21 protein-coding genes and 1 pseudogene are annotated in these 25782 nt (G+C 62.5%); 7 read left to right on the top strand and 15 right to left on the bottom strand.

Annotated features, from left to right (window positions below; translation table 11 throughout):
- Position 1 precedes the first annotated feature (1 nt).
- The 4 genes from AC0L2P_RS08310 to AC0L2P_RS08295 form a co-directional block, all read right to left on the bottom strand.
- Positions 2–736, bottom strand: coding sequence for a GltB/FmdC/FwdC-like GXGXG domain-containing protein (locus tag AC0L2P_RS08310; protein WP_473500733.1), 735 nt, complete (start codon positions 734–736; stop codon positions 2–4).
- A gap of 4 nt (positions 737–740) precedes the next feature.
- Complete coding sequence (locus AC0L2P_RS08305; RefSeq protein WP_473500732.1) at positions 741–1634, bottom strand: class II glutamine amidotransferase; 894 nt, start codon at positions 1632–1634, stop codon at positions 741–743.
- A 131-nt stretch (positions 1635–1765) separates the two neighbouring features.
- Positions 1766–1984 carry a hypothetical protein gene (locus AC0L2P_RS08300; protein ID WP_006330135.1) on the bottom strand — a complete coding sequence of 73 codons (219 nt, stop codon included), beginning with the start codon at positions 1982–1984 and terminating at the stop codon, positions 1766–1768.
- A gap of 22 nt (positions 1985–2006) precedes the next feature.
- Positions 2007–3422 carry an ammonium transporter gene (locus AC0L2P_RS08295; RefSeq protein WP_473500731.1) on the bottom strand — a complete coding sequence of 472 codons (1416 nt, stop codon included), beginning with the start codon at positions 3420–3422 and terminating at the stop codon, positions 2007–2009.
- 158 nt (positions 3423–3580) lie between these two features.
- Between AC0L2P_RS08295 and AC0L2P_RS08290 the strand changes: the two genes are divergently transcribed.
- From AC0L2P_RS08290 to AC0L2P_RS08275, 4 genes are read left to right on the top strand one after another with little or no spacing between them, the layout of a single operon-like run.
- On the top strand, positions 3581–4714 hold the full coding sequence (locus AC0L2P_RS08290) for an aminomethyl transferase family protein (RefSeq protein ID WP_473500730.1): 1134 nt from the start codon (positions 3581–3583) through the stop codon (positions 4712–4714).
- Between the two features lie 14 nt (positions 4715–4728).
- Positions 4729–5325, top strand: coding sequence for a dimethylamine monooxygenase subunit DmmA family protein (locus AC0L2P_RS08285; protein WP_473500729.1), 597 nt, complete (start codon positions 4729–4731; stop codon positions 5323–5325).
- Positions 5322–6287 (top strand): PDR/VanB family oxidoreductase, encoded by a 966-nt coding sequence (locus tag AC0L2P_RS08280; protein ID WP_473500728.1) that lies wholly within the window; start codon positions 5322–5324, stop codon positions 6285–6287. Before AC0L2P_RS08285 ends, AC0L2P_RS08280 begins: the two co-directional genes overlap by 4 nt.
- A 9-nt stretch (positions 6288–6296) precedes the next feature.
- The gene (locus AC0L2P_RS08275; RefSeq protein ID WP_473500727.1) at positions 6297–7337 is read left to right on the top strand and encodes a heme-dependent oxidative N-demethylase family protein; all 1041 of its coding nucleotides are present in this window, start codon (positions 6297–6299) and stop codon (positions 7335–7337) included.
- A 48-nt stretch (positions 7338–7385) separates the two neighbouring features.
- Here the strand turns inward: AC0L2P_RS08275 and AC0L2P_RS08270 are convergent.
- Positions 7386–8108 (bottom strand): annotated as a pseudogene (locus AC0L2P_RS08270) (helix-turn-helix domain-containing protein); the annotation flags it as partial.
- Between the two features lie 267 nt (positions 8109–8375).
- Here AC0L2P_RS08270 and AC0L2P_RS08265 point away from each other — a divergent pair.
- Positions 8376–9734, top strand: coding sequence for an NAD(P)-binding domain-containing protein (locus tag AC0L2P_RS08265; RefSeq protein WP_473500726.1), 1359 nt, complete (start codon positions 8376–8378; stop codon positions 9732–9734).
- Positions 9735–10087: 353 nt separating this feature from the next.
- On the opposite strand, the gene AC0L2P_RS08260 is transcribed toward AC0L2P_RS08265, so the two are convergent.
- From AC0L2P_RS08260 to AC0L2P_RS08245, 4 genes are all read right to left on the bottom strand, one after another.
- On the bottom strand, positions 10088–11734 hold the full coding sequence (locus AC0L2P_RS08260; RefSeq protein WP_473500725.1) for a hypothetical protein: 1647 nt from the start codon (positions 11732–11734) through the stop codon (positions 10088–10090).
- 177 nt (positions 11735–11911) lie between these two features.
- Entirely contained in the window at positions 11912–13894 is a 1983-nt protein-coding gene (locus AC0L2P_RS08255) for an ABC transporter permease (RefSeq protein WP_473500724.1), read from the bottom strand.
- Positions 13891–14967 (bottom strand): quaternary amine ABC transporter ATP-binding protein, encoded by a 1077-nt coding sequence (locus AC0L2P_RS08250; RefSeq protein ID WP_473500723.1) that lies wholly within the window; start codon positions 14965–14967, stop codon positions 13891–13893. Before AC0L2P_RS08250 ends, AC0L2P_RS08255 begins: the two co-directional genes overlap by 4 nt.
- 75 nt (positions 14968–15042) lie before the next feature.
- On the bottom strand, positions 15043–16017 hold the full coding sequence (locus tag AC0L2P_RS08245; protein WP_473500722.1) for an ABC transporter substrate-binding protein: 975 nt from the start codon (positions 16015–16017) through the stop codon (positions 15043–15045).
- 561 nt (positions 16018–16578) lie between these two features.
- On the opposite strand from AC0L2P_RS08245, the gene AC0L2P_RS08240 reads away from it, so the two are divergent.
- On the top strand, positions 16579–17655 hold the full coding sequence (locus tag AC0L2P_RS08240; RefSeq protein ID WP_473500721.1) for a D-alanine--D-alanine ligase family protein: 1077 nt from the start codon (positions 16579–16581) through the stop codon (positions 17653–17655).
- 58 nt (positions 17656–17713) lie between these two features.
- Here the strand turns inward: AC0L2P_RS08240 and AC0L2P_RS08235 are convergent, their stop codons facing one another.
- The 5 genes from AC0L2P_RS08235 to AC0L2P_RS08215 form a co-directional block, all read right to left on the bottom strand.
- On the bottom strand, positions 17714–18499 hold the full coding sequence (locus AC0L2P_RS08235; protein ID WP_473500720.1) for an SDR family oxidoreductase: 786 nt from the start codon (positions 18497–18499) through the stop codon (positions 17714–17716).
- Positions 18500–18507: 8 nt separating this feature from the next.
- Positions 18508–19272 (bottom strand): SDR family oxidoreductase, encoded by a 765-nt coding sequence (locus AC0L2P_RS08230; RefSeq protein WP_473500719.1) that lies wholly within the window; start codon positions 19270–19272, stop codon positions 18508–18510.
- Between the two features lie 119 nt (positions 19273–19391).
- Entirely contained in the window at positions 19392–20900 is a 1509-nt protein-coding gene (locus AC0L2P_RS08225; protein ID WP_473500718.1) for a sugar ABC transporter ATP-binding protein, read from the bottom strand.
- Positions 20901–20933: 33 nt separating this feature from the next.
- Positions 20934–21872, bottom strand: coding sequence for a substrate-binding domain-containing protein (locus tag AC0L2P_RS08220; RefSeq protein ID WP_473500717.1), 939 nt, complete (start codon positions 21870–21872; stop codon positions 20934–20936).
- Positions 21873–22038: 166 nt separating this feature from the next.
- Positions 22039–23049, bottom strand: a complete 1011-nt coding sequence (locus AC0L2P_RS08215; protein WP_473500716.1) for an ABC transporter permease — start codon at positions 23047–23049, stop codon at positions 22039–22041.
- A 266-nt stretch (positions 23050–23315) separates the two neighbouring features.
- On the opposite strand from AC0L2P_RS08215, the gene AC0L2P_RS08210 reads away from it, so the two are divergent.
- Positions 23316–24278, top strand: a complete 963-nt coding sequence (locus AC0L2P_RS08210) for a sugar-binding transcriptional regulator (protein ID WP_473500715.1) — start codon at positions 23316–23318, stop codon at positions 24276–24278.
- On the opposite strand, the gene AC0L2P_RS08205 is transcribed toward AC0L2P_RS08210, so the two are convergent.
- On the bottom strand, positions 24268–25770 hold the full coding sequence (locus tag AC0L2P_RS08205) for a xylulokinase (protein WP_473500714.1): 1503 nt from the start codon (positions 25768–25770) through the stop codon (positions 24268–24270). The two genes, AC0L2P_RS08210 and AC0L2P_RS08205, sit on opposite strands and share 11 nt — an antisense overlap.
- Positions 25771–25782 lie beyond the last annotated feature (12 nt).

Genomic DNA, 25782 nt, shown 5'->3' with positions numbered 1-25782 from the left:
CTCAATACGCGTCGGCGTTGTCGATATTGAAATTGTAAAGCGTGCGCGCCGAGCCGTAGCGCTTGAACTCCGCCGCCTTGACGCCGGTCACGCCGGCGCGGTCGAGCAGATTTTGCAGCAATTCGAGATGCTCGGGCCGCATCTCCTTGGCGATGCAATCGGCGCCGAGGCTTTCGACCTTGCCGCGCACGAAAAGCCGCGCCTCGTAGATGGAATCGCCGAGCGCATCGCCGGCATCGCCCAGCACCACGAGATTGCCGGACTGCGCCATGAAGGCCGACATGTGGCCGATATTGCCATGGACGACGATGTCGATGCCCTTCATCGAGATGCCGCAGCGCGACGACGCATTGCCTTCGATGACCAGCAACCCGCCCCTGCCGGTGGCGCCGGCATACTGGCTGGCATCGCCTTTGACGACGATCTGGCCGGACATCATGTTCTCGCCGACGCCGGGTCCGGCCGAACCATGCACGGTGATGGTGCCGCCGTCGTTCATGCCGCCGCAATAATAGCCGACGCTGCCGCGCACATCGATGGCGACCGGCTGGTCGACGCCGACGGCGACCGAATGGCTGCCTCGCGGGTGCAGCACCTCCCAGGCGGTCTCATTGGAACCGGGCGCCAGATCGTGCAGCGCCCGGTTGAGCTCGCGCAGTGACATTTCGGCCAGGTCGAAGACCCTCGATGCCTGGCCCGGCTCACGCGCGGCCTTGGAGAGGTTAATTGCCGGCATCAGCTCAATGCTCCCAGAAATAGACGGTTGCGGGCTCGGGTTCCCAGACCTTCGCATTGTCTATGCCGGGCAGTTTGGTCAGCGCACGATATTCCGAGCCGAAGGCGACATACTGGTCGGTTTCGGCCATCACGGCGGGCTTGCAGGCGATCGGGTCGCGCACCACGCCGAAACCGTTCTTGGTGCCGACGACGAAGGTGAAAAAGCCGTCGAGGTCGCTCAGCGTGCCTCCCAGCGCCTCGCCGAGATTCTTGCCATGCGCCATCTGCGAAGTGAGATAGGCGGCAGCGACCTCGGTGTCGTTCTCGGTCTCGAATTTCATGCCTTCGCGGACCAGCTCGCGGCGGACATTGTTGTGATTGGACAGCGAGCCATTGTGCACCAGGCACTGGTCGGCGCCGGTCGAGAACGGATGCGCGCCCATCGTCGTCACCGCCGATTCGGTCGCCATGCGGGTGTGGCCGACGCCGTGCGTGCCGGTCATCTCGCGGACGCCGAAACGGTCGACGACCGCTTCGGGCAAGCCGACTTCCTTGTAGATTTCGACGACGTCGCCAGCGCCCATGATGCGGATGTCGGGGCGCAGCGCTTGGATCGCCTCGCGCGCTTCGTCGATCTTGGCGGGCGCCGTCCTGACCACCGCATGCGTCGACTTCGCAGCAATGCTCACCGGCGCGCCGATCGCCTTGGCGAGTTCGGCGTCGAGGCCGCGGAAATCGCGCTCCGGCTTGGCCGACTGGATGGTGATCTTGGCTTCATGGGAGGGCGCGCCATAGATGGCGATGCCGGCGCTGTCGGGACCGCGATCGCTGAGCGAAATCAGCATCTCCGACAGCATCGAGCCGAGTTGAGGCTCGAGCGACTTGTCTTTCAAAAACAGTCCGACGATTCCGCACATGTCAGGCTCCCGAGGTGAGATATGATTTCGGTGCTATCAGCTTCGCAGAGCAAATTCAACTGACATGAAACTTTTTTTCATGTCAAACAAATCGCCTGACGCCCAACGCGCCAGGCGAAAAGAGCGTAGGTTTAGTAACGGTCGATCGCCTCTCTTGTCTCGTCCCCGCTGCGATCCGCGGCCATATCGGCCTCGATTTCAGCGTTCTCGTGGCGCGTCTGGAGGACGTGCCATCCGATCCAGAAGACGAGGCCGATGATCACCATCAGCACTTCGGAGCCCTGAAACGGGTAGATCGCGCCGACGTCCTTGAGGTCGACGGCCCAGCTTTCCATTCCATTGGTCGACATTGCGGTTCTCCTTGTCCGTTGACTATTTCACCATGGCCTTGTCGCTCATCATGGCCTTTTCGGCGGCTCCCACTTCGCGGACCGACGCATCGAACGCATGATTGAGCGCGAAGTCGACACCCTCGAGTTCGACCTTCTTCGGCACGCGCAGCAGGTCCATGCTGTTGAGGATTTTGCAGACGACAAAGGTCGGGGCAAAACCGAGCACGAACATCAAGACCGCGCCCGCGAAATTGCCGAGCGGGTTGATGTGCGCGAAGCCCTCATAGGGCGATGACGGCTGTCCCCACAGCATGAAGCCCGCCACGACGACCCCAAGAAAACCGCCGTAACCGTGCACGGCAACGGCGCCCACCGCGTCGTCGATCTTGAAGCGGCGCTCGACGAAGTAGTGCAGCTTATAGCATATGGTTGGCACGATCGCGCCGATCAGCATCGCCTGGATCGGGTGATAGAGGTCGTTGCCGGCCGAGGCCGAGATAATGCCGCAGAGCCCCATCGAGAACGTCCAGTAAGGATCGCCTTTCGAGACGATGTAGCCGGCCATCATCCCGCCCGACAGCGACATCAGAAAGTTGAAGGTGACCGCAGAGAGGGTCGTCGGCGCAAGATAGATGTTGGTTGCTGTCCAGGTCTCGCCGGTGATCTGGCCGGCAATCGTGGCCGGGCTGATCAGCGGAATGTTGCAGGCGGCATAGAAGCCCCAGAAGCCGGTGTAGATGAGGAACAGTCCGATCGTGACCAGCCATACATTGTGGGGCGGGATATCGCGCGGCGTGCCGTCCGGCCTGAATTTGCCGATGCGCGGTCCGAGCACGATGAGGAAGGCGAGCGCCGCTCCGCCGGCGATTGCGTGCACGACCCCGGATGCATAGGCGTCGTGATAGCCCCAGAGCTTCACCATCCAGCCTTGCGGATGCCAGCCCCAAGCCGCGTCGAGGATCCACAGGACCGAGCCGATCAGCACCGCCACGATCCAGAACGCACCCGAGCGAGCGCGTTCGATGATCGAGCCCGAAATGATCGACGCCGTTGTGATCGAGAACAGCAGGAAGGCGCCCCAGAACACGCCATTGAGCCGATGCCACAGCGCGGCGTCGGTAGGCGTGACGCCGGGTTCGCCTGGATTGACGCCGGACAGATGGGTCGCCATCAGCGGATTCCATGGTTCGGCAAACGGTGCGGTCGCAAGCCCGCCCGTGATGCCCGGCCCGTTGGGAAATCCGAAATAGATCCACCAGCCGAAAAAATAAAACGTGACCGTGACGATCGGGATCGCCATGGCGTTCTTCATAAGCGTTTTCAGGTGATTGCGACGGCGCGAGACGCCGACCTCGTAGGTGCAGAACCCGACATGGATGAGGAACATCATGACGATGGTCACCCAATAATAGAACTCGGTGAAAATGGTCGTTAGAGCGTTGAGATTCCCTTCCATTCTAAGTCCCCTCTGTTCAGTTGGAATCCTTGCCTCTGAGTAAAACTTTTTGCATCTTAGTATTGCGCGCTTTTGGAGTTTTGAGTCAATATGCGCGCTGTTCGTCGCTGGCCTCTGCGCCGGCGAAGCGTCGGCAATTTATTGAGGAGAGCAAGCCCATGACGGCATCCTGGAGATTTTCGGCCCTTGCGGACCGCCACCGGGCGCTCGGCTCGAAGCTCGAGGACTGGAGCGGCATGGGCACCGCCTGGACCTACGACAAGGACGCCGACGAAGAGTACATCGCCATCCGCACCAAGGCCGGCCTGATGGACGTGTCCGGCCTGAAGAAGGTCCACATCACCGGGCCCCACGCCTCTCACCTGATCGACCTGGCGACGACGCGCGACGTCGAAAAGATCTATCCCGGCAAGTCGGCCTATGCCTGCATGCTGAACGAGGCGGGAAAATTCACCGACGACTGCATCCTCTACCGCACCGGCCCGAACGCCTGGACGGTTGTGCATGGCTCGGGCACCGGCCATGAAGAGCTGCAGCGCGCTTCGGTCGGTCGTGACGTGTCGCTGCGCTTCGACGACAATCTGCATGACCTTTCGCTGCAGGGCCCGCTAGCTATCGATTATCTGGCAAAGCATGTGCCCGGCATTCGCGACCTCAATTATTTCCATCACATGCAGACGCAGCTGTTCGGCTTCCCGGTGATGATCTCGCGCACCGGCTACACCGGCGAGCGCGGCTACGAGATCTTCTGCCGCGGCCAGGACGCCGGTACGATCTGGGACAGGATCCTCGACGAGGGCAAGAGCGCCGGCATCATCCCGTGCCGCTTCACCACGCTCGACATGCTGCGCGTCGAGAGCTACCTGCTGTTTTACCCCTATGACAATTCGCAGAAATATCCGTTCGAGAACGAAGGCCCCGGCGACACGCTGTGGGAGCTCGGCCTCGACTTCACCGTCAGCCCCGGCAAGACGGGCTTTCGCGGCGCCGAGGAGCATTATCGCCTCAAGGACAAGGAACGCTTCAAGATCTTCGGCGTGCTGCTCGAAGGCAGGGAGCCGGCCGACGAGGGCGCGCCGGTCTATCGCGACGGCAAAAAGGTCGGCGTGGTGACCTGCGCCATGTATTCGCCGCTGGTCAGGAAATCGATGGGCATCGCCCGGCTCGACGTCGATTGCGCGGTACCGGGCACTAGGCTCGAGATCCGCAACAAGAGCGGCGCTATCAGCGCAACCGCCGAGCCGCTTCCCTTCGACGATCCGAAGAAGACCAAGCGCACGGCGAAAGGCTGAGGCATACTGCGGGTATGGCAGCGAAAAGCATCATCAGCCGGCCGGTCTATGGGACCCTGTCTCCGCAGCCCGGCAAGCATCATCTTTTCATAGCGGATGCAGAGGGAGTGCTGGCCATTGCCGATCTGGCCGCCAAGGCACCGGCGGACTTCTTCGGCGGCGCCCACATCATCTTCATTCCCGGCGGCGACGGCAAATATGCCGGTGCGCTCGAAGCATTGAAGCCGGCGCAGTTTTACCTCGGCCATTCCTTTGCTAGCGCCCTGCCGCGACTGAAGCAGACGCTGGCCAACGCGCATATGGGACTCAGGCTCTATCTGGCCGGCACCGAAGGGCTGATCGGCCAGGCCATGCAGGCGGCGCTCGAAGCCGGTATCGACCACACCTCGATCCAGACCGAGCATCGCGGCTCGCTGGCGCGCCGCATGCAGTGCGTCCACTGCAAGGGCATCACCGAGAACGTGACGACGCAGCCGGCAACCTGTTCGCATTGCGGCCTCTTGCTTCTGGTGCGCGACCACTATTCGCGGCGCCTCGCCGCGTTCCAGGGCGTCTGCATCAACGCCGAGGACCGCAGCGAAATTCCTCCGATCGAGGAGGTCTTTCGATGAGCACCGGCACCACCAAGCTCGACGTCGTCGTCAGCGATGTCGTTCCGGTCAACGAGCTGGTGACGCGCTTCCACTTCCGCCAGCGCGACGGCGGGCTTTTGCCGACATTCTCCGGCGGCGCCCATGTCGTCGTCGAGATGCGCGACGGCGAACGCACCAGGCTTAATCCCTATTCGCTGATGGGCTCGCCGCTCGACACCCGCGAATACACCATCTCGGTGCGCCGCGACGACGCCGGCCGCGGCGGCTCGCTGTTCATGCACAGGCAGGTCAGGCCGGGCACGGAGATGGTGGTCAGCTACCCCGTCAATCTGTTCTCGCTCGATCTGCGCGCCAGGAAGCATTTGATGCTGGCCGGCGGCATCGGCATCACCCCGTTCATGGCGCAGACCGCGCAACTGGCGGCGGAAGGCGGCAATTTCGAATTGCATTACACCTGCCGCACCGCCTCGCTCGGCACCTACGCCGATCTGCTCAGGGAGCGCTACGATCGCCGGGTCAGGCTCTATCATGACGACCGCGACGAGCGCGTCGATCTCGACCGGCTGTTGTCGTCGCAGCCGCTCGGCACGCATCTCTATGTCTGCGGCCCGTCCGGCATGATCGGCTGGGTGCGCGACACTGCGGCGACTCTTGGCTGGCCTTCGGAGACCGTGCATTTCGAGCATTTCGCGGCCCCGCAGCCCGGCGCGCCATTCGACGTGACGCTGGCGCTCAGCGGCAAGACCATCCGCGTCGACGAGCAGCAGAGCCTGCTCGAGGCGATCGAGGCAGCCGGCGTCGATCCGCCCTATCTCTGCCGCGGCGGCGTCTGTGGCCAGTGCGAGACCAACGTCATTTCCCATGACGGCAAATTCATCCACAACGACAACTGGCTGAGCGAGGAAGACCACCGTTCGGGCTGCAAGATCATGCCCTGCGTGTCGCGCTTCGAGGGTCGGTCGCTGGTGCTGGAAAGATAGGAGGCGAGCTTGGGTATCACCTTTCGCAAGGAAACCTTCCGCGACGACTTCACCTTCAGGAACAGCCCCGAGCACATCAGGCGGTTTCCGTTCCCGTTCCACGAAGACAGCTACATGTATGCGGTCAATATCGAGCCGCATGTCGTCGGGCCGAAGGGCAGCGTGCTGGAGAATTTGATCGACGTCGACGAGCACTATGTCGCCGAGATGCAGGACCGCGCTTTGGTGCTGGCCGAGGATCCGCTGCGCTGCCAGTCGCTGCCGCATATGACGCTGGCCGGCTGGGACCTGCTCGAACTGCTGATGGAGCAGCAGGCGCTGGGCTATCCCGAGCACTTCACGCTGACCCGCGACGGCGACCGCTGGCGCTGGATCAACCGGCCGCTCGGCATCGACGACAGCTTCACCTTCGGTGACGTCTCGACGCTGCCCTATGGGCCGATGGAATATATCACCCGACAGAGCCAGGGCGATTTCTGCATCCTCGACCAGCGCGACGGCAATCTGTGGATGGATGCCGGCATGGTCACCACCCAGGCCGACTGGTCGCTCGATTTCGACATCGGCATGAATTTCTTCGAATGGCACGCGCCGGTGCCGCTGGCGCATGAGAAGGGTATATTCGTGCGGGCGCTGAAGTTCCTCACCAACATCCAGCAGGGCAAGCCGGCGCGGCGGCTGAACTGGACGATGACCATCAATCCGCGCCTCGATACCAGCCCGGAAAATTACCACAAATGGGGTCCGGACCGCGCCACGGTGACGCCGGAAAACGTCGGCGACAAGGTCCATCTGCGCGTCGAGCTGCAGAGTTTCTGGCGGCTGCCGCGCTCGAACGCGATCGTCTTCCCGATCCGCTGCTACCTGATCAAGATGGACGAGCTGGTGAGCCAGCCGAAATGGGCACGGCGCCTGCACCGCGTCATCCGCGACCTGCCCGAGGAACTCGCCAATTACAAAGGTCTGACGCGCTACCGCGCGACGCTGGTCGAATGGCTGTCGAAGCTGGATGACGGGAGCGTGACGTCGCCGGGCTTTGGGCCGGATTGACTTTTCTGCTGATGTTCCGCGCTGCCCTCTCAAGACATGGGTTCCTCGCCCCGCGCTCTGCGGGTAGCAGATGATCGACAGATAGCGCATTGGCAGGACGGTCAGCACTTCCGGCCCGTGCGGCGCGTCGGCGTCGAAGAACAGGCTGTCGCCGGGCTTCATCGGGTAGAGATTGCTGCCGTGCCGGTAAACCACCTCGCCCTCGAGCATATAGAGGAATTCCATGCCTTCGTGCTGGAAGGTCGGGAACACGTCGGAATCCTCGGTCAGCGTGATCAGATAGGGTTCGACGACGACGCCGCTGGTGTTGGAGCCGATATGGCCGAGCAGATTGTATTGATGGCCGGCGCGCGTGCCGCGGCGCTCGACATCGAGCCCTTCGCCTGCCTTGACGAAGACGGCGCTGCGCTCCTCCTCGAAGCGGCGGAAGAAGGCGGTGACGGGAACGCCGAGCGCCCGTGACAGGGCCTGCAAGGTTGTCAGCGACGGCGAGGTGATGCCGTTCTCGATCTTCGACAGCATGCCAAGCGAAATGTCGGTGGCGGCAGCCAGATCGGCGACGGTGATGCCGAGCTTCTTGCGGAATGCCCGGACCTCGCGGCCGATCGCGACCTCCAGCACTTTTTCACGCGTGTCCCGAATGGCATGCGGGTCTTGGGTCAGCGGCGTGCGGATCGTCCGGCCGTTCGGGCCAATGCCTTTCGGCGATGGCCTTGTCTTGGCTGCGACAGGATCGGCACCGCGCCTGTGATCGGAAGTCTTTTTCGTCATGTCGCCTCGCCGGAGAATCTGCAGATTATTTCACTCACGGTGAACAATATTCGTTGCCGATACAAGAGCGCAACCGCCGCAACAAGCCCCTTGCGGTGAATTGGTCGGCTTTCCAAGAGCGTGTCCATTCGACCTTTTTCCGCAGAAAGTCGCGTCCGCGCAACGCTGTTTCGGTGCAAGCCCAGTTGACAGCACGGAGGGGCCAATTACTGTCACTCTCAGTGAAATTTGTTTCGCTGGGGAAATCAAAAAAAGAGGAGGCCCGCAATGAAAAGTCGTGTTGCCGTGATCGGAGCCGGACCTTCCGGCATGGCCCAGCTCCGGGCCTTCAAGTCGGCCGCCGACAAGGGCGCCGACATTCCAGAGATCGTCTGCTTCGAAAAGCAGTCCGACTGGGGCGGCCTGTGGAACTACACCTGGCGCACCGGCCTCGACGAGCACGGCGATCCCGTGCATGGCTCGATGTACCGTTACCTCTGGTCGAACGGCCCGAAGGAATGCCTCGAATTTGCCGACTACACCTTCGAGGAGCATTTCGGCCGGCCGATCGGCTCCTATCCGCCGCGCGCCGTGCTGTGGGACTACATCAAGGGCCGCGTCGAAAAATCCGGCGTGCGCCAATGGGTGCGCTTCAACAGCCCGGTGCGCATGGTCACCTTTTCCGACGCGACGAAGAAATTCACCGTCACCGCGCATGACCGGACGAACGACGTCACCTATTCGGAAGAGTTCGACAATGTCGTCGTCGCTTCGGGCCATTTCTCCGTACCCAACGTTCCCTATTTCGAGGGCTTCTCGACCTTCAACGGCCGTATCCTGCATAGCCACGATTTCCGCGACGCCATGGAATTCAAGGGCAAGGACATCTTGATCATCGGCCGCTCCTATTCGGCCGAGGACATCGGCTCGCAATGCTACAAATATGGCGCCAGATCGATCACCTCGAGCTACCGCTCGAAGCCGATGGGTTTCAAATGGCCGGAGAACTGGAAGGAAGTGCCGCTGCTGCAGAAGGTCGTCGGCAAGACCGCGCACTTCAAGGACGGCAGCACCAAAGACGTCGACGCCATCATCCTGTGCACCGGCTATCTCCATTCCTTCCCGTTCCTCACCGAGGAGTTGAAGTTGAAGACCGCCAACCGCATGTGGCCCGACGGGCTCTACGACGGCGTCGTCTGGGAGAAAAACCCGAAGCTGTCCTATATCGGCATGCAGGACCAGTTCTACACCTTCAACATGTTCGACGCGCAGGCCTGGTTCGCCCGCGACGTCATCATGGGTCGCATCAAGCTGCCCTCGGCCGAAGCGATGGCCGAGCACGGCAGGAAATGGCGGGCGCGCGAGGAAACGCTGGAAGACGCCGAGCAGATGATCTGGTTCCAGGGCGACTACACCAGGGAGCTGATGGAGCAGACCGACTATCCCGGCTTCGACGTCGAGGCCGTCAACCGGACCTTCATGGAGTGGGAGCACCACAAGGCGGAAGACATTATGGGCTTCCGCGACCATTCCTATCGCTCGCTGATGACCGGCACGATGGCGCCGCTGCACCATACGCGATGGCTGCAGGCGATGGACGATTCGATGGAGAGCTATCTCGAAGTGAAGGGTGTCGCGGCGGAGTAGGCAGTCCGAACGACGCTTGCCTTGCCTCAGACAACTTCCCGTACGGGGTCGGCTGCCAGCGCGAGGGAATTTGCGACGTGATCGAGGTGCTCTTCGTCCAGGATCCTGGTCGCGACGCGGACGGCGAGAATTCAGTAATCCTGCACAGTCCGAAATATGATTTCAACGACGGCCATCTGACCGTCGCGTAGCGCTCTGCGCTCGTTTGACCGAGAGATTCCTGGCCGTTTGATCCATAACTGCGCCTTCGATTGCCGATCGGCCGGTCGACTGGAATTGGGGCGACCGGCCGCGCGACGATGCTCAACGAATTCTCACCCATTTCCACTCTTTGAATGCGATAAGCTTTGCTGTCAGACGAAGAAAAAATCGCTCGTCGTCAGCGGGTTCGTAAAGTTTGCGAGAGTAACTTGATCGATTCCCGCGGTAATGATGGTGTCGGTTCCACTTTGCGCAATTGTGAGATCATCGAACGATTGCACGCCCTCCACGCCGCTAAACACGATGGTGTCGCCTTGGGTCTGGCTGAAGTCGTAAATGGTGTTTTGGGTTCCGACCGTCATTGAACCATCGTCCTTGAATATGAATTGGTCTTTGCCGCCCTGAGCCAGTTCGCTCAGTTGCCCGTCACCCCACAAGTCGTTGATGACCGTGCAGCCGGGCGCCGCGCTCCCGGCATATAGGACATCGTTTCCGCCCAAAGCCGAACCGGACATTTGTAGAGCGTCGCCGCACAGGAAGTTGCGGACCTGGCCGATTTCGTTGTTGTGGCCCCCGGTAAGAATGTCGTTGCCGCCCTGGGCGGAACCGGACATAGCGAGGGCGTCGCCGTACAACTCGCTTAGGACATCCGGACCGGAGCTCCCGTCGCCGCCAGTCAGGGAATCATTGCCGCCCACAGCGCTGCCGAGCATCGTGACCGCATCGCCATACCCTAAATTATGAGTGCCTTGCAGCACGGCGACGTCGTCGCCCCCAAGCGCATGGTCGAACATACTGCCGCCGGCATCACCGTAGAACGTTACCTGGGACCCACCCACGCTCGTGAAGGTGTCGTTGCCGCCTGTCGCAAAACCGGAAACATCGCCGCCCGCATCGCCATAGAGAGTTTTCCTCCCGAGATCCCCAAACGTGTCTGTGTAATAGTCGTCGCCGCCCAGAGCATTGCCAGACATGCTGCCGCCAGCGTCGCCGAAGAAAGTGTTGGTGGAAAATGAGCGGCCCGTAAAGGTATCGTTGCCACCCCTACTGTCGTCCGACATGTCGCCGCCGGCATCGCCGTAGAAAGTGTTGAATGAATCGCTCTTGCCCGTGAAGCTATCGTCGCCGCCCTGCCCATTGCCGGACATGTTGCTGCCGGCGTCACCGTAGAAAGTGTTGGTCGCCTCTGTGGACCCCTGGAACGTGTCGTTGCCGCCCTTGCTGCGATCGGACATCTCGCCGCCTGCATCACCGTAGAAGGTGTGGTCGGCTCCTTGTCGAGTGCTGGTCACGAAAGCGTCGTCACCGCCTTGGGCAAAGCCGAACATGTTGCCGCCGGCATCACCGTAGAACGTGTTGTCTACCCGTCTACCCTCTTCACTGCTCAAGATATCGTTGCCGCCCTTGCTGTGGTCCGACATATCGCCGCCGGCGTCGCCGTAAAAAGTGTTGAAGGAGTCGCCCTCGGCCCTAAAACTGTCGTCGCCGCCCTGAGCATGGAGGAACATGTTGCCGCCCACGTCACCGTAGAAGATGTAGGTGCCTACCGAGGCGCCCGTGAAAGTGTCGTTGCCGCCCTTGCTGTGGTCCGAGCCATCCTCGACGGCATCGCCGTAAGCAGTGGTGGTGGAGTATGGCAGCCCTGTGAAGATATCGTTGCCGCCCCTAGAGAAATCGAGCAGGCTGCCGCCAGCATCGCCGATTAAGCTGTTTGTAATTGGATCGCCTGCGAGGCTGTCATCAGTGCCGCGTTGATAATCTGTTAGATCACCGGAAGTAAAGGGAACGCGTTTAGACATTGTACGCTCTCCTGTTTAGCCTACCCCGACCCATCACAGCCTTACGCTGTGCGGCAGGAGCGAGCAATAATCACAAAGGGCTATATCTCCAGGCATAAGGGAGTCGGCAGCTCATCGCCGCCGCGCCTGGTGATAGCCAGCCGATTGAGTTTGCCGTTAGGGCGCCCGTATTCCCGGCTACCCCAACCTCGCTCTTGCCTTGGCCGTCCAGGCGTTGAACAGCCGGTCGGCGACGATGCCGATAAAGGCGATGGCCAGGCCGGCGACAATGCCGCGGCCGGAATCGGCCTTGGACAAGGCGATGAACACCTCCTGGCCGAGATCGCGCGTGCCGACCATGGCGCAGATGATGATCATCGCCAGTGCCATCAGAATCGTCTGGTTGACGCCGAGCATGATCTCGGGCAACGCCAACGGCAGCTGCACGCGAAAGAAGGTCTGGCGCCTGGTGCAGCCCGAAACCTTCGCCGCCTCGATCAGCGCCGGCGGCACCTGTCGGATGCCGTGATTGGTGTAGCGGATCGCCGGCACGACGGCGAAGGCGACGGTGGCGATCATCGCGGTGACGTCGCCGACCCTGAACAGCATCACCACCGGGATAATGAAGCAGAATGACGGCAGCACCTGCAGTGTGTCGATGACCGGCGTGACGGTCTTTTCAAAGCGGTCGCTGCGCGATGCCATGAGCCCGATCGGGATGCCGATCAGGCAGGCTATAAAGGCCGAGATGCCGCACAGATAGACCGTCGCCATGGTCTTTTCCCAAAGTCCGGTGACGGCGCAGAATGCTGTCAATGCCGCGACCAGGGCCGCGAGGCGCAAGCCGCCGAGGTGGTAGCCGGCAAGGCCGAGCAGGAACACCGCGCCGAGCCAGGGGAAACCCTCGCAGAAGGCGCGCACCGGGTTGAGCACATTGAGGATCAGCGCCACCCGGAACCCTTCGATCGTGTCGAAGAAGTTGATGGTGATCCAGTTCACCGCCGCTTTCCACAAAGGCGCGGTGGTGAAGGTGATCGCTTTCGGCACCGCGGCGAAGGCCGGCACGAACAGGCCGAGCAGCGTGGTGACGGCGAGGATGGCGACGGCCAGCGTCAGATTGGGATAGCGCCGCCAGAACCTGGTGCTGGCCTGATGGCGGACATTGCCCTTGGCGTGATTATGCGCGATCGCCTGGCTCAGCCGGTCGAGGGCAATCGCCAGTGCGACAATGGCGAGGCCGGCCTCCATGGCCTCGCCGACCTTGAGCGCGCGCAACGCCAAAAGCACGTCATAGCCGAGCCCACCGGCGCCGATCATCGAGGCGATGATCACCATATTGAGCGCCAGCATGATGACCTGGTTGACGCCGACCATCAATGTCGGCCGCGCCGACGGCAACAGCACCCGCCACAGTTTCTGCCGTGCCGTGCAGCCGGCCATCTCGCTGAAATCGTCGATCTCCGACGGCACCCGCGACAGGCCCAGCATCGTCGCCCGCACCATCGGCGGTGTCGCGAAAATTGCCGTCGCGATCATTGCCGAGACCGGGCTGTTGCCGAACAGAAGCAGCATCGGGATCAGATAGGCGAAGGTCGGGATCGTCTGCATCAGATCGAGGGCAGGGGAGATCAGCAGCCTCTCCGCCCAAGGCTTGCGCCATGCCCAGATGCCGGCGAACAGGCCGGTGACAATGCAAAACGGCACGGCGATCGAGATCAAGCCCAGCGTCAGCATGGCGCTGGTCCACTGCCCGAACAGCGCGATGTAGAGAAAACAGCCGCCGACCAGCGCACCCAGCTTCCAGCCGCCGGCGGCGCGCCCGGCAAAATAGGCGGCAGCGCAGACGCCGACCCAGGACAGGCGCGGCAAGACGATCATTTCCGCGCCATGGCCGATCTTGAAATTCTTGGCCAGAAGACCGAGTGCGAAATCGAGCGGCACGCCGAGCACCGCGGTGATCGAGCGGGTCAGCCAGGAGAAGTTCGACTTCACCCAGTTCATCAGTGCACTGACCCAGTCGGCGACAGGAACGGTCGAGTCGGCCGGGTAATTGACCGCCCAGGGCAGGCTTTCCTGCAGCAGGAAGACAATAAGCACGGCGGCGAGCGCACAGGCCCAGATCGCCAGCCATGTCTGGACCGGCCGGGGCCTCGCTGCGCTAGCGCTTGCCGTGACCGTCATGCGCCGGCCCCACGACGTTCGATGCCGGCCAGAAGATCGATCACCGCCTGAGGCCTGATCTCGCCGATCGGCTTGCCGGTGCCGTTGACCACCGCGAAGGGCTTGCCGGCAGAGACTATATCTGCCGAGAAACTGGCAATCTTGGCATCCGGCGCGACCGTGCCGCCGTACTCGGCACCGTCGCTGGCGCGCATCAGGCTCTTGGCCGAGATCACCTTGGCACGATCGACGTCGCGGGTGAATTCGGCGACATAGTCGGTCGCCGGGTTGACCACCAGCTCTTCCGGCGTGCCGATCTGGATGACCTCGCCGTCCTTCATGATGGCGATACGATCGGCCAGCCGGATGGCCTCGTCGAAATCATGGGTGATGAAGACGATGGTCTTGTGCAGCATGGTCTGCAGCCGCATCAGCTCGTCCTGCATCTCGCGGCGGATCAGCGGATCGAGGGCCGAGAACGGCTCGTCGAGGAACCAGATTTCCGGTTTCGTGGCGAGGCTGCGCGCGATGCCGACACGCTGCTGCTGGCCGCCGGAAAGCTCGCGAGGATAGAAATGCTCGCGGCCGCGCAAGCCGACCAGCTCGATCACTTCCCGCGCGCGCTTTTCGCGCGTCGGCCGGTCCTGCCCCTGGATGCCCAAGGGAAAGGCGATGTTCTCCAGTACGTTGAGATGCGGCAGCAAGGCAAAATTCTGGAACACCATGCCCATGCGATGGCGTCGCAGCTCGATCAGCGCGGCATCGGAAATCTTGAGCAGGTCCTTGCCCTCGAATTCGACCTTGCCATGGGTCGGCTCGATCAGCCGCGACATGCAGCGCACCAGCGTCGACTTGCCTGATCCCGAAAGTCCCATGATGATGAAGATCTCGCCTTGGCGGATTTCGAGATCGACGGCGCGCACCGCGCCAACCAGTCCGGCAGCGGCGATGTCCGCCAGGCTGGCCTTGCCGTCGCGCCGGCGGATGAAATTGGCCGCGTCCGCCCCGAACAGCTTCCATACATTGCGACAGGCAAGCTTTATCGGGCGGGCATCGTTGCCCGCTTTCGCCGCCTGTTCAATCGTATCGGTCATGCGATCGTCCTTCTGGAACACGGGGATCGAGACCCGGCCACGAATGGCCGGGTCGTCGGATTTCCAGTCAGACGGTCACTCGGCCCAGGCTTTCCAGTCAGCTTCGTGGGCGGCGATCCAGGCGGCGGCGACGTCTTCCGGCGTCTTGCCTTCGAGATCGATCTCGCCGCTCATCTTGTTGAGCTCGTCGGTATCCATCGTGTAGTTTTTCGCGACCTTGTAGGCCACCGGCCATTTGTCCTTCATGCCGGCCCAGGAATATTTCCAGATCTCGCCATGCGGTTTGCCGCAGTCATATTTCGCGTTGGGGTTCACACCCCATTTCGGGTCGGTGTAGCACTGTGCCGTATATTCGGGGAATTCGACCCATTCGCCCTTGTATTTGGCCGGCGCCCAATGCGGCGAATAGATCCACAGCATGATCGGCGCTTTGCGCTGATAGGCCGAGTCCAGTTCGGCGAACATCGCCGCATCGGTGCCGGCATGGATGACGGTGAAGGGCAGTTTCAGCGCCTCGACGCGTTCGTCGTCAAAACCTTCCCATGTCACCGGACCGCCGAGATAGCGCCCCTTCGGTGTGGTTTCGGCCGTCGAAAAGGCCTCGGCGCATTTCGGGTCTTTCAGCGCCTCCCAGTTCGGCAGGCCGGGGCATTTCTCTTTCATATATTCGGGAAACCACCATTCTTCCTTGGCCTTGGGCCCGAGCGCGCCAAGGCGTTCGGTCTGGCCCGTCGCGTCCGAGGCCTTCATCGCCTCGCCGGCCGTCGTGTCCCAGAATTCCAGGCCGACATCGATGTCGCCGTTGGTCAGGCCGGTGGTCAGGCTGGAGAGATAGTCGGCGGTCGGGTACTCGACGGTGTAGCCTAGCTTTTCGAGGATGCCGCCGAGGATCTTGGCGTTCAGATTGACGCTGGTCCAGTCGAACAGCGCGATCTTGATAGGATCGTTGGATTCCGGCGCCGCCGCATAAGCTGAAGGTGTCAGTGCACTTGCGGCGGCAAGTGTTAAGGCTCCCATTGAGAAATTCGAAATCATGCTCCGAAGTGACATGCTTGTTCTCCTGTCAAGCTCTGGTGGAAGTTATCGTTCGTTCCCTTCTTGCGTCTTTTCTTGATTGTGTTGGAAAAGCCGGTCGTTGCGCAAGGCCGTAGGCGTCACAAATGCTGCCGAAGCGGAACCGGCGCAAAACCGGGTGGTGCCCAAATTGGTGAAGATGGGGCGGGACCGGCCGCGTCATGACTGCCGAACGATTGCTGCCCAAGCAGTAATCCACGGATCGATCGTCGGTCTTGAGGTGCAAACCATCAAAGTCCCATGATCTCGGCTGTTGGCTCGGCAACTCGCCTAGAGCCACTTTCATGAGATGAAATTATATATACCAACGTTCACGTCGCGCAACGATTAACGCCGGTGCCAATTTCACAGCCCGTCTTTTTGCATGCACCCGTAAATCGGATTGAAAAAAGCCAAGGTTGCCAGTCATCGGGTTACCAGCCGCGACGACAGGATATCGACACAATGCAGCAGACCAAAGTGCCTTACTTTTTTGCGAACCGCAGTATCGCCGTCGGCTCCTGACCTCCTCAAAACCAGATCATATCCGAGGCTTTCATGACCTCTTCCTTGAACAGACTGCGTATTGCCGTGCTCTTCGGCGGACGCTCCGCCGAGCATGACGTTTCGGTGCTTTCAGCAACCAATGTCATGCGGGCGCTGCTGCCCGCCAAATACGATGCCGTCCCAATCTTCGTCACGCGCGAAGGACAGTGGCTGCTGAGCAGCTTCCAGGATGGTGCGCTGGCAAAACCCGCGGGCGGCACGGAGGTTTGCCTGGTTCCGGGTGGGCGCGGACGAATGATGGCGATCCCGGTCGACGGCATGCCCCATGATCTGCCTAAGATCGACGTTCTGTTTCCCGTCCTGCACGGCCCCCATGGCGAAGACGGCTCGGTGCAGGGGGTGGCCGAGGTGGCTCGAGTGCCGCTCGCCGGCTGCGGCATCCTGGGTTCAGCAACCGCGCTGGACAAGGACGTTACCAAGCGACTCCTGAAAGCGGCGGGGCTGCCGATCGCGCGCTCAGTGACGATCCATGAAGGTGCGGCGCCTGCCCTCGCTGCACTGGAAAGCGAACTCGGCCTGCCGTTCTTCATCAAACCGGCGCGTCAAGGGTCGTCTGTCGGCGTCAGAAAGATCAATGCCAGCCAGGAATTCGATGGAGCGCCTGCTGAAGCCTTCCGGCACGATTGCAAGCTTTTGGCCGAGGAATTCATTCATGGGCGCGAGATCGAATATAGCGTGCTGGAGGATCCGGCAGGCGACCTGTTCGTCTCGCGGCCAGGCGAGATCGTGCCGGCGGAAAGCCACGATTTCTACAGCTACGATGCCAAATACAGCGACGAGAACGGCGCGGCGCTAAGAGTGCCGGCCGATCTGCCGCCGGAGATCGAGGCAGGCATGCGGGATGTGGCTGCAAGGGCTTTCAGAGCCGTCGGCTGTGACGGGATGGCGCGCATCGACTTTTTCCTGACACCGGACATGCAGTTCCTTGTCAACGAAATCAACACCATCCCCGGCTTCACCGATATCAGCATGTATTCCAAGGCAATGGCGGCAAGCGGCGTCAGCTATTCCGAAATCATCGACCGGCTCGTGGAACATGGATTGGCACGGGCCGGCCGAGCAGCCTGAATGCAGCGAGGGGGGGCTTTCAGATGCCAGCGGATGGTACGTTTGCCCGCGCCGCCGCTCACGACATGATCAGGCCGCCATCGACATTGATGGTCTGCCCGGTTATGTAGGCCGCATCGTCGCTGGCGAGAAAACTGACCAGGCCGGAGACATCCTCGCCGCTGCCGGCGCGGCCCATCGGGATGTTCTTCACCCATTCGGCCATCAACTCGCCGGGCTTGTAGTCGCCCATCAACTTGCCCCATGCGGCATCGTTATAGGCCCACATATCGGTGTCGATGATGCCGGGGCAGATCGCGTTGACGGTGATCTTCTCCTTGGCCACTTCCTTTGCCAAGCTCTGGGTGATGCCGACGACGCCGAATTTCGAGGCCGCATAATGCGGCGTGTAGATAAAACCCTGCCGCGCCTGGCCGGATGCGGTGTTGATCAGCCGGCCGCCATCGCCATGCTTGCGGATGCGCGCGATCGCCTCCTGGCAGCACAGGAACACGCCCTTGGTGTTGACCGCCATCACCTTGTCCCACTCGCCCTCGGTCATCGCCTCGATCCTGGCGATTGTGATGACACCGGCATTCTGTACGGAGATGTCGACGCGGCCGAACTGTTGCTCGGCCAGGTCATAGAGGGCGACGACTTCGTCCTTTTTGGTCACGTCCATGCGCAACGATGCGACCCTGGCGCCCGCAGCCTTGAGATCGGCGGCGACCTCTTCGACGCGCGGGTCGATGGCGCTGACGACGATCGCAGCACCTTCCGCCGCGAAGCGCCGGGCCATTGCCGCGCCGATGCCGCCGCTGGCGCCGGTGATCACCGCCGTTTTTCCCTGGAATCGCTTCTGCATCTTTTCTCCTACCAGCAGACGAAGCCGCCATCGACGATCAGGTCGATGCCGGTGACGAAACTCGCGGCGCGGCTGGCCAGGAACACGGTCGGGCCGACCATCTCTTCCGGCTCTGCCATGCGGCCCATCGGCGTGTCGCGCTCAAAGATCCTGACCTGGTCGGCGACCTCCGGTCGCTTGTTCATCGGCGTCAGCGTGTAGCCGGGGCTGACGACGTTGACGCGCAGGCCGCGATCCGCCCATTCCATGGCGAGGCTCTTCGACATGTGGATGACCGCGGCCTTCGACGAATTGTAATGCGCCTGGGTCAGGCCGCGATTGACGATCGAGCCCGACATTGAGGCGATGTTGATGATCGAGCCCTTGCGCCGCGTCAGCATGGCGCGGGCCTCGGCCTGGCAGGACAGGAACACGCCGCTGACATTGACGTCATAGAGCTTCTGCCATTTCTCCAGCGACAGCGTCTCGGCTGGCTCAGCGCCGGCGACGCCGGCATTGTTGACGGCGACCGTCAGCGCGCCGAGTTCCACCTCCGTACGCTCGATCGCGGCCGCGAGATCGGCCTCTGAAGTCACCGTGCCGTTCAGCACCAGTGCCTTGCGGCCGAGTGCTGTGATCCGGTGCGCGGTCTCCTCCAGCCCGCCTTTGGAGGCGTGGCCGAAGCAGGCTATGTCGGCGCCGGCCTCGGCCAGCCCAATGGCGACTGCTTGCCCGATGCCGCTGCCGGCGCCTGTCACAAGTGCCACGTCACCATGAAGATCGAATAATTTCATCGTCGGTCCCTCTCCTCCAACCGCCGTCCTCCGGAAATGAAGGGGCGCCAACTCTGTTGCTGGCGCCCCGCGCGGTCTGGTGCTTGGGAGGATACCACCTGCTGCGCTTTGTTTCGATCCTAGCTCGTGGCGAGTTCCATCACGGCGATATTGCTTGCTTGGTTACGCTCGAGAATGCCGCGTTGCCGGCCGCGGCTGAGCACCAGCACACGATGCGACAGGCCGAGCACTTCCTCGAGGTCGGAGCTCACCACCACCACCGCCATGCCGGAGCGGGCAAGGTCGGCGATGACATCATAGATCGCGGCGCGTGCGCCGACGTCGATGCCGCGCGTCGGCTCGTCCAGGATGAACACCTTCGGCGGGCGCGACACCCATTTGGCGATGATCACCTTCTGCTGGTTGCCGCCTGAAAGCTTGCTGACCGCCTGGTTCGGCCGGCCCTTGACGCCGAGCCTGCGAATCCCGGCCTCGGCGAATTTCTGCACCGCCTTCGGGAACACCCAGCCATTCGGCGCGACATGGTCGAAGTTGCCGATCGCCAGGTTCTCGCCGATCGTCTGGTCGAGCACCACGCCTTGCGCCTTGCGGTCTTCCGGTACGAGAACGACGCCGGCCTTGATCGCCGCCGCCGGGCCATTGAGATGCACCGCTTGGCCTCCGACGCGCACCGATCCCGATGAGATCGGATCGGCACCGGCGATCGCCCGCACCAGCTCCGTGCGTCCGGCGCCGATCAGCCCGGCAATGCCGAGGATTTCGCCGGCCCGCACCGAAAAGCTGACATTTTGAAAGCTGCGTTCCGGCGAGGACAGGTTTTCGACCTCGAGCAGTGTGTCGTTGCCCGGCGCCGATAGCGTAGGGAACATCCGCTCGACACTGCGGCCGACCATCTGCTCGACGACGGTGCGAACCGGGATATCAGCGCGTTCGTGCCGGGCGACGATGCGCCCGTCGCGCATCACCACCACGCGGTCGGCGATTTGGGCGATCTCGTCCAACCGGTGGCTGATATAGATGAAGGACATGCCCTCCGCCTTGAGCTTGCGGATTTGCTGGAACAGGAGCTCCGTTTCCTCGCCGCCAAGGGCGGCCGTCGGTTCATCGAAGATCAGCAGCTCGGCATTGAGCGTCAGCGCCTTGGCGATCTCGACCTGCTGCTGGGCAGCGATACGCAGCGTGCGCACCTTGCGCTCGGGCGAGACATCGAGGCCGAGACGCTTCAACTGGGCCGATGCCCGTGCATTCATTGCCGCGCGGTCGATGCGGCCGCCACGCATCGGCAGGCGCCCGACATAGACGTTTTCGGCGACCGACAGATCGGGCAAGAGCTTCAGCTCCTGGTGGATCATGCCGATGCCGGCGTCGATCGCCGCGGCAGGATTGGCGGGGGAATAAGCGTTCCCCCGCCAGGTGATGGCGCCGGCATCGGGTTTGGTCGACCCGGCGATGATGTTCGAGATGGTCGACTTGCCGGCGCCGTTTTCGCCAAGCAGCGCCACGACCTCGCCCGGCCGCACCTCGAAGCTTGCATCGGCCAGGACCTGCACCGGCCCGTAGCTCTTGCAGAGACCGCTGACGACGAGCCCGTTATGGGGGCTGTGCGTGTGGCGAGGATCGGTGGACATCGTAGCGCTCGTCGACTGCCGGACTGGTCTCAATCAGGGATGCTTGGCGATGAACTGCTCGACATTGTCCTTGGTGGTCAGCGTCGCATCCTGCAGCTGTTCGGCGGGAATGGTCTCGCCGGCCACCAGCTTGATTGCCGCGTCGACGGCGAGCCGGCCCATGCCCTGGGTCTGCTGCGTCGCAGTCACGTCGAAGACGCCGTCCTTCAGCGCCTTGAGCGCCGCCACGTCGCCGTCGAAGCCGGCAACCCAGACCTTATGGCCGGGATTGGCGACCTTGACCGCCTGCGCCGCACCGAGCGCCAGCGCATCGGCCTGGCCGATGACGATCGACACGTCGGGATGCGACTGCAACAGATCCTGCGTCAGCTTGAAGCCTTCGTCCTGGTGCCAGCCTTCGCTCCACAATTCGCCGACGACCTTGATATCGGGGTAGCCTTTCAGCGCTTCGCCGCAGCCCTTCGAGCGGTCGACCTCGGGCGTCGTACCCTTCTGGCCGTGGATGATGATCAGCTCGCCCTTGCCGCCGGCCTGCTTGGCGATGTAGTCGCAAACCGCCTTGGCCGAGGCCACGCTGTTGGTGGCGATGAAGGTGTCGCCGGGCGCGCCGTCGGCGTTGCGGTCGACATTGATGACTGGGATGCCGGCAGCCTTGGCGGTCTTGGTCGGCACGGTCGCGGCGGTGGCGCCGGCCGGAATATAGATCAGCGCATCGATGTTCTGCGTGATCAGGTCCTGCACCTGGCTGACCTGGGTCGCCGAATCGCCCTTGGCATCGACGGTGACGACCTCGATGCCCTTTTCCTTACCGTAGGCTTCGACCGACTGCTTGATCTGGTTGAAGAAGTCGGCCTGCAGATTGGCGACGGCGAGGCCGAGCTTCTTGGCGTCCTTGGCCGAGGCCATGTCGGACAGGCTAAGCAGCGGGATGACGGCCGCGGCGGCAAGCAGCAATGAACGTTTGGTCAGCATGTTATTCCTCCGTTGATGTTCAATCTGTCCTGCCCGCGCATCGCGGCGCCCCTTGGCCGAACAACTCCCAGTTTCGGATCACCGATCCGTTTTCGCCCGAATGTCCGGGCGAATCTCATCGAGCCCCATTCTTCATCGGGCCCAATTCTTTATTGCGCCCCATTCTTCATTGCGCTCTTCGCCGCCAGGTGTCGGTGGCCACCGCCAGCGCGATCACCACGCCGATAACCACTTGCTGGATGAAGGGCGAGACACCGAGCAGGTTCAGCCCGTTGCGCAGTACGCCGATGATGAGGACGCCGATGGCGGTGCCGCCGATCGAACCGACGCCGCCCGACAGGCTGGCGCCGCCGATTACCACCGCCGCTATGGTGTCGAGCTCGTAGCCGAGGCCGGAGCTCGGCTGGACGGAATCGAGCCGGGCGGCAAGCACGATGCCGGCGAGACCGGCCAGCACGGCGCAGATCGCATAGACCCAGTTGGTCAGCGACTTGACCGGTATGCCGGACAGCCGGGCGACTTCGGCACTGCCGCCGATTGCGTACAGGCTACGGCCGGTGGCGCGGTAGTTCAGGAAGATCGCGAAAATGACGGCAAGCACGATCATCAGCCCGACGGTGACCGACAGGAAGCCGAAATGGCGGATGATCGACAGGCTGGTGAACCAGTCGGGAAAGCCGACGATCTGCGAACCGTCGGTGATCATATTGGCGAGACCGCGCGCCACCGACATCATGGCCAAGGTGGCGATGAAGGGCGGCAGCTTGGTGACCGTCACCAGCAGGCCCGAAACCAGCCCGCAAAGGCCGGCGACAACGAGGGCCGCGACAATGCCCATTGGCAGGCCGAGATTGAGATAGTCCGGATGGGCGACGAAGCCCATCACCATTGAAGCTAGCGCCAGCACGGAGCCGACGGACAGGTCGATGCCGCCGATCAGTATGACCAGCGTCATGCCGATCGCCATGATGCCGAGCACGGTGACCTGGTCGAGCACGTTAAGAATGTTGCGGATGGTCAGGAACGTGTCGGTGGTCAGCGAGAGCGCCAGGCACAGCAGAACCAGCCCGATCAGCGGACCCATGGTTCCGGCAAAGACAGCCGAAAACCTTGCACCCGTCGTAGCCTGCGCACCAGAGCCTGCTTTCAACTCGCTTGCGTCGTTGCTCACAGCCACTTTGTCTCCTCCACAGCAATCCGGCGCTGCACCACCGGGCCACTTCGTTCACCAGGCCCCTCCCTGTGAACAATTTATCTTTAACATGCAATTTTGTTCAGCTAAACTGTTCGTCGGAAAATTGTCAAGGCCTGCCGCTTCATTCGACGACGGGTTTGCGCTGTCCGCCGGTTTGCCTTACGCAAGGTCTGCGAAATCTTGGGCATTTCGAAGTCGCCGGATTGGAATATCTTGAGCAGAGCCGGCGGCTGCGGCAAGGCAAACAGATGACGATCGTAGAGAACGAACGAGCCTCGCGCTTCCCCGACGCCGAACTCAAGGCCCGCGCCGCGTGGCACTATTATGTCGAGGGTCTTACACAGGAGCGGATTTCCGAAATTCTCGGCGTCGGCCGCATCAAGGTGCATCGCATTCTCTCCGCCGCCCGCGAAGAGGGTGTCGTTCAGTTTCGCATCCGCGACAGCGTCGTCGAATGCGTGATTTTGGAGGAAAGCCTCAAGCAGCGGTTCGGGCTCAGCCAGGCCGTGGTCGTGCCGTCGGCGGCCGATCGAAGCAACGCGCCGCTGATGATCGGCCACGCCGCCGCCGCCTACCTGGCCGACCATGTGAATGCCGGCGACGTCATCGCGCTCGGCTGGGGGCGGACACTGAAATTCGCCATCAATGAATTGCCGCGGCGGCCCATCGCCAGGACGATGGTGGTTTCGATGCTTGGCGGCCTCACCCATGCCCAGCCGCTCAACCCGACCGAAAGTGCCTGGGATTTCGCCGAAAAGATCGGTGCGGAGTGCTTCCTGCTGCCGGTGCCGGTCTACGCCGACAGGCCGGAACAGCGCGACGCTTTCATGAGCCAGCGCAGCGTTCAGGACGTCGTCTTCCGCGCACGCCGGGCAAACATCGCCGTGCTCAGCGTCGGCTCGTTTTCCAACGACAGCCCGATCGCCAATTACGGCTTCATCAAGCCCAGCGAACTCGAGGAACTGCAGGCGGCCGGTGCCGTCGGCGATATTCTGTGTCATTTCATCGACGCCGAGGGCCGCCCGGTCGACCACGAGGTGAACCGCCGCGTCTGTGCCTATCCACTGCAGGATCTGTCGGATATTCCGAGCATTATCCTGGTTTCGGGAGGGCTGGAAAAGATTGCCATCATGCGGGCAGCACTCGCCAACACCAAAGTATCGGTTTTGATCACCGACGAAGACGCGGCCAAGGGTTTGCTCAACCGTTAGCCGCGTTGACAGCACCAAGGCGCGCGTGGATGTCGCGTGTCGCGTGATAGAGGTCGCGGTAGATCTCTTTGCGCGTGCGGTAGAAGGGAACCAGTTCACCGACCGGATCGACATGCCTGGTGGAAGCGGCAGCCATTGTCTTTGCCGCAACCTCGGGCGAGGCGAACCAGCCGACAGCCGCTGCCGCCAGCATGGCAGCGCCGAGTGCGGCGGCTTCGTTGACCGGCGAAACCGAGAGCGGCCGCTCGAGCACGCTTGCCATGATCTGCATGAGCAGCGCGCAATTGGTGCCGCCGCCGGCGGCAATCATCGCCGCCGGTTTGCCACCGGCCTGGGCTTCCATGGCCTCGGTGGCAACGGCCTGCTCGAAAGCGATACCTTCAAGGACAGCGCGGAAAAGATGCTCCGGCCGGTGGTCAAGCGACAGGCCGACGATGGCGCCGCGCGCCGCACCATCCCAATAGGGGCTCATGACGCCGGCCCAATAGGGCATGATGAGCAGACCCTCGCTGCCCGCGGCGACATCCAACGCCGCTTTTTCCAGCGCTGCCGCCGAGGGCGAACCGGTGGTGCGAACGATCCAGTCGACCAGTTGCATGCCCGAACGCAGCACGGTCTCAAGCATGAAACCGGAGCCGGTCGGCGAGACCAGCGTTCGAAAGGCGTCCGAGGTTTTCACCTTGCCGCAATAGCAGCCGCTGACCACGCCGGAGCCGAGCGAGAGATAGCTCTTGCCCTCGCCGTAGACGCCCATGCCAAGGCCCATAGCTTGCCCGTCACCGGCTCCTGCCACAACCGGCGTGCCAGCCTTCAGGCCGGTCAGCTGCGCCGCAATTGCGGAAAGTCCGCCGCAAATTGCGCCCGGCGCGACCAGCTCGGGCAATTGCTCCATCTGCAGTCCGGCCGCCGCAACAAGGCGGGGATGCCAGGTACCTTTCTCGACGTCGAGCAGCCCGAGCGGATCCGCACTTGCCGTGCTGGTGACCAATCGCCCGGTCAGCCGCTGAACGAAGAATCCGTGTACGTCGACCAGCGCCGCTGCCTGGTGAAGCACCTGGGGCTGGTGCTCGGCAAGCCAGGCAATGGCGTAGAGCGCCGGCGTCGGGTCCGGCGGCTTGCCGCTCCAGTCGCGGATCGCCTCGCGGCCGAGTTCGGCCGAAAGCCTGATAACCTGCGGCCGGGCACGTTCGTCAAGCCACAGGATCGCCGGGATGAGTGGCTTGCCGGCGCTGTCCACCAGCGTGAAAGTCTCGCGCTGGTGAGCGATGCAGATCGCCGCCACCCGCGCAGCGCCGACCGCCTCGGTGACCTGTTTCAATGCGCCAAGCAGCGCCGTCCACCAATGTTCGGCGTCCTGCTCGAAATGGCCGGGCTTCGGATTTGAAAGCGGGTAAGTCTCGCGCGCCTGGAACAGCTCCTCGCCGGCGCGGGTGAAGGCAATCGCCTTCACGGCCGTGGTCGAGGCGTCGATCCCGATTACGACATCGTCCATCAGGCGGAGATC

The sequence above is a fragment of the Mesorhizobium sp. WSM4836 genome (genome assembly GCF_055811815.1).
Note: the sequence above shows the minus strand (reverse complement) of the source record. Positions and strands in the feature narration are given on the sequence as shown.